This window comes from Lacticaseibacillus sharpeae JCM 1186 = DSM 20505 (assembly GCF_001436225.1).
GTDB lineage: Bacteria > Bacillota > Bacilli > Lactobacillales > Lactobacillaceae > Lacticaseibacillus > Lacticaseibacillus sharpeae.
Map to the genome: position 1 here is coordinate 1 of NZ_AYYO01000048.1, position 3195 is coordinate 3195.

The 3195-nt window shown below is 53.2% G+C and carries 2 protein-coding genes; one reads left to right on the forward strand and one right to left on the reverse strand.

The genetic code is table 11. From position 1 onward, the window contains the following. Positions 1-62 precede the first annotated feature (62 nt). Positions 63-911 (reverse strand): polysaccharide deacetylase family protein, encoded by an 849-nt coding sequence (locus tag FC18_RS09245; RefSeq protein WP_054680697.1) that lies wholly within the window; start codon positions 909-911, stop codon positions 63-65. A gap of 296 nt (positions 912-1207) precedes the next feature. Here FC18_RS09245 and gdhA point away from each other — a divergent pair, with 296 nt between their 5' ends. After that, positions 1208-2551: an NADP-specific glutamate dehydrogenase gene (gene gdhA, locus FC18_RS09250; RefSeq protein WP_054680698.1), complete on the forward strand. Its 1344-nt coding sequence runs from the start codon at positions 1208-1210 to the stop codon at positions 2549-2551. The last annotated feature ends 644 nt before the right edge of the window (positions 2552-3195 follow it).

Here is a 3195-nt window from a genome sequence, read left to right on the forward strand (position 1 = left end):
TTCAGAATGCTCGGTCGTTTAATTTTTGTGAACGGGAATTATGTCCCGGCCACTTACTAATTCTATATCCCGGTGGCAACCAGTTCCAGATATCGCTGCTTGCTCAGTCCCGGGTTGACGCGCACCCGGTGCAGCTGCAAGAGGCCTTGGCTCGCCGTGGCGAGGCCCGGATGCGTGGTCAGCGCCATTTTGTAGCCGGCCTTTTTGGCGGCGATGACGGAATCTTGGTTATAGTGACCCGCGGGGTAGGCCACGGTCGTAATCTCGGTGTGGAGCCACTGTTGCAGGCGGCCACGCGAGTAAACCATTTCCGTCATTTGTTTTTGCATCGGCAGCTTGTTCATGTCCAGGTGCGAAACGGTGTGGCTTTCGATGTTCACAGTCGCGCCGGTGGCCTTATTCAGTGCGAGTAGCTGCTGCATATCGACGTGGTTGCGCAATTTCAGCGAGTCGGTGATTTCGTTGATGGTCACGTACGCACCGACCTGCTTGAAAATCGGCAGGCCCTGGGTGTACATGCTGCGGTAGCCGTCGTCGAAGGTTACCCAGACGACTTTCTTCTGCGGCAGCTTGTTTTGCGTCAGCGCGATATAGGCTTCCTGCGGCGAGAGGAAGTAGTAGCCGGCGTCCTTCAGCCAGTGCATCTGATTTTGCATCTGGGTGCGCGGCATCTGCAGGGTGTTGCCGACATTAATATCGTGATACATCAAGATGGGGATGCGTGCGGCCCCCGCCGTCTTGTGCCACTTGCGCAATGGAATCCGCTTCTGGCCGTGATTGACCTTGACCCGCGTTTTGTGTGCGGTCGCCGTCACTTTTGGCGCCGTGTGTGTTGCCGTTTTAGTTGCCTTCTGTTGCCCGCAACCCGCAAGCAAAAGAAGGGTGAGAATTAACCCAACCCGTAATTTCAAAATAACCCCCTAAGGTCAAACAGCCATGCTGCTTGGCCAACCCAAAGTAACTATAAAAAGATTAATGACTCTATTGCACCATGATTTGGGTGGCGGGGCAAACCGAATGGGCCGGACTTAACCCAAGTTTAACGGAATCACCAGAATGCACAAAAGCTAGGGATGGTGCACGCGCAAAATGCACCCGTGAAAATTTTTCCCGTAAAAAGCACCAAAAAGCAAAAACTCGCGGCGGCTTTAATGCTAAAATGTTCTCAACGTTTGTCGCTAATGCCCATAAAGGAATGGTGATGCCCATGACTGAAGCAACAGAGTACATTGCAAAGGTTGCTGCGGACCTCGAACGCCGCGACCCCAACCAACCAGAATTCCAGGAAGCCGTACATAACTTCTTGGGGACCATTACGCCGGTATTCGAGAAGCACCCCGAATACATCAAGGCGAACGTCCTCGCCCGGATTACCGAGCCGGAACGCGTCATTCAGTTCCAGGTGCCATGGCAAGATGACGCGGGCAAACTGCAGATCAACCGCGGGTTCCGCGTGCAGTTCAACTCCGCCATCGGCCCGTACAAGGGTGGCCTGCGTTTCCACCCATCCGTGAACCTGTCCATCATTAAGTTCCTCGGGTTCGAGCAGATCTTCAAGAACAGCCTGACCGGTCTGCCAATCGGTGGGGGCAAAGGGGGCTCCGACTTCACATCCAAGGGTAAGTCGGACGCTGAAATCATGCGTTTCTGCCAGAGCTTCATGATTGAGCTGCAGAAGCACATCGGCCTGGACCTTGACGTGCCGGCCGGTGACATCGGGGTGGGCGGCCGCGAGATTGGCTACCTTTACGGGATGTACAAGCGCCTACGCGGTAGTGAACGCGGCATCCTGACCGGGAAGGGACTCAGCTACGGCGGTTCCTTGGCCCGCACCGAAGCAACCGGGTATGGCCTGCTCTACTACACGAACGCAATGCTCAAGGAGAACGGCCAGGAGATTGCCGGCAAGCGCGCCGTGGTTTCGGGTGCTGGTAACGTTGCAACCTACGCCATCCAGAAGGCCGAAGAACTCGGCGTGAAGGTGCTGACCGCGTCCGATTCCAACGGCTATGTATATGATGAGAACGGGATTGACGTTGCCGTGCTCAAGGACGTCAAGGAAGTCCGCCGTGCCCGCCTGACCGAATACGCCAAGGCTGTGCCAACTGCGGAGTACCACGAAGGTTCTGTCTGGGACGCTGACATCAAGTACGACCTGGCACTGCCATGTGCGACCCAGAACGAAATCAACGCGGACCAGGCAGCCAAGTTCAAGGCAGCCGGTGTGATTGCCATCGCGGAAGGGGCCAACATGCCAAGCACCCCTGACGCCATCGCCAGCTACAAGGAAAACGGCATTCTGTACGGTCCCGCTAAGGCAGCCAATGCCGGTGGGGTCGCCGTGTCCGCGCTCGAGATGAGCCAGAACTCCCGGCGTCTGTCCGACAGCTTCACCACCGTTGACGGCGAGCTCAAGGAAATCATGGAGAATCTGTTCGCCAACAGTGTCGCTGCCGCCAAGGAATACGGCGTTGCGGGCGATTACCTGGCTGGTTCCAACATTGCCGGTTTCACCAAGGTCGCTGATGCAATGACGGCCCAGGGCTGGTAACCATTAATTAATGAATGATCCGTCACCTGATTGGGGGTGGCGGATCATTTTTTGTTTGGTAATCGATAATGAATACATACGCACATGAATAAGTATGGACGAATGGATTGTAATTTGAAGCTGCGGGGATGTGTCATTGTTGTTTAGTTTTGCAAAAGTTGCACTTGTGCAATAAGTCCTTACATAACCCACAAACGCCGGCCGGTAGGGGCTTAGTGTACACAATAAATTTATCAAAGTTGGCCTTTTCAAGGGAAATTGGTGCCGAAAGCAAATTTATTTGCGTTATTTAAATGAACGAACACTAGGTTTCACAAGCTTGTGAAGCACACGAAACTTTTCTTTGTGTTATTAATGAAAAACATCAGAAAAATGATTGCATATCTGCGGTGCATGTTGTATATTAATAATCGTTAAGAGCGCAACGCGTTCGCGACCTAAATATTGATATTTATTGCTCACCTCGTCAATGCCACTTAAAAGAATGGCGACGAGGACGACCCGTCCACTGGGGAACTCCACCCGCAGTGTCGACGGGCCTTTTTTATTCCCCCCGAAGTAAAAAGGCTCGTCTCTCCCTGTTTCTTATGGAACTATGTCAAACGGTGTTGAATAGTAAATTTATCATTTGGAGTTCGTCCTTC

Coding starts and splice junctions, on each gene's coding strand:
- gdhA (WP_054680698.1), top strand. CDS start 1,208: ATGACTGAAGCAACAGAGTACATTGCAAAGGTTGCTGCGGACCTCGAA.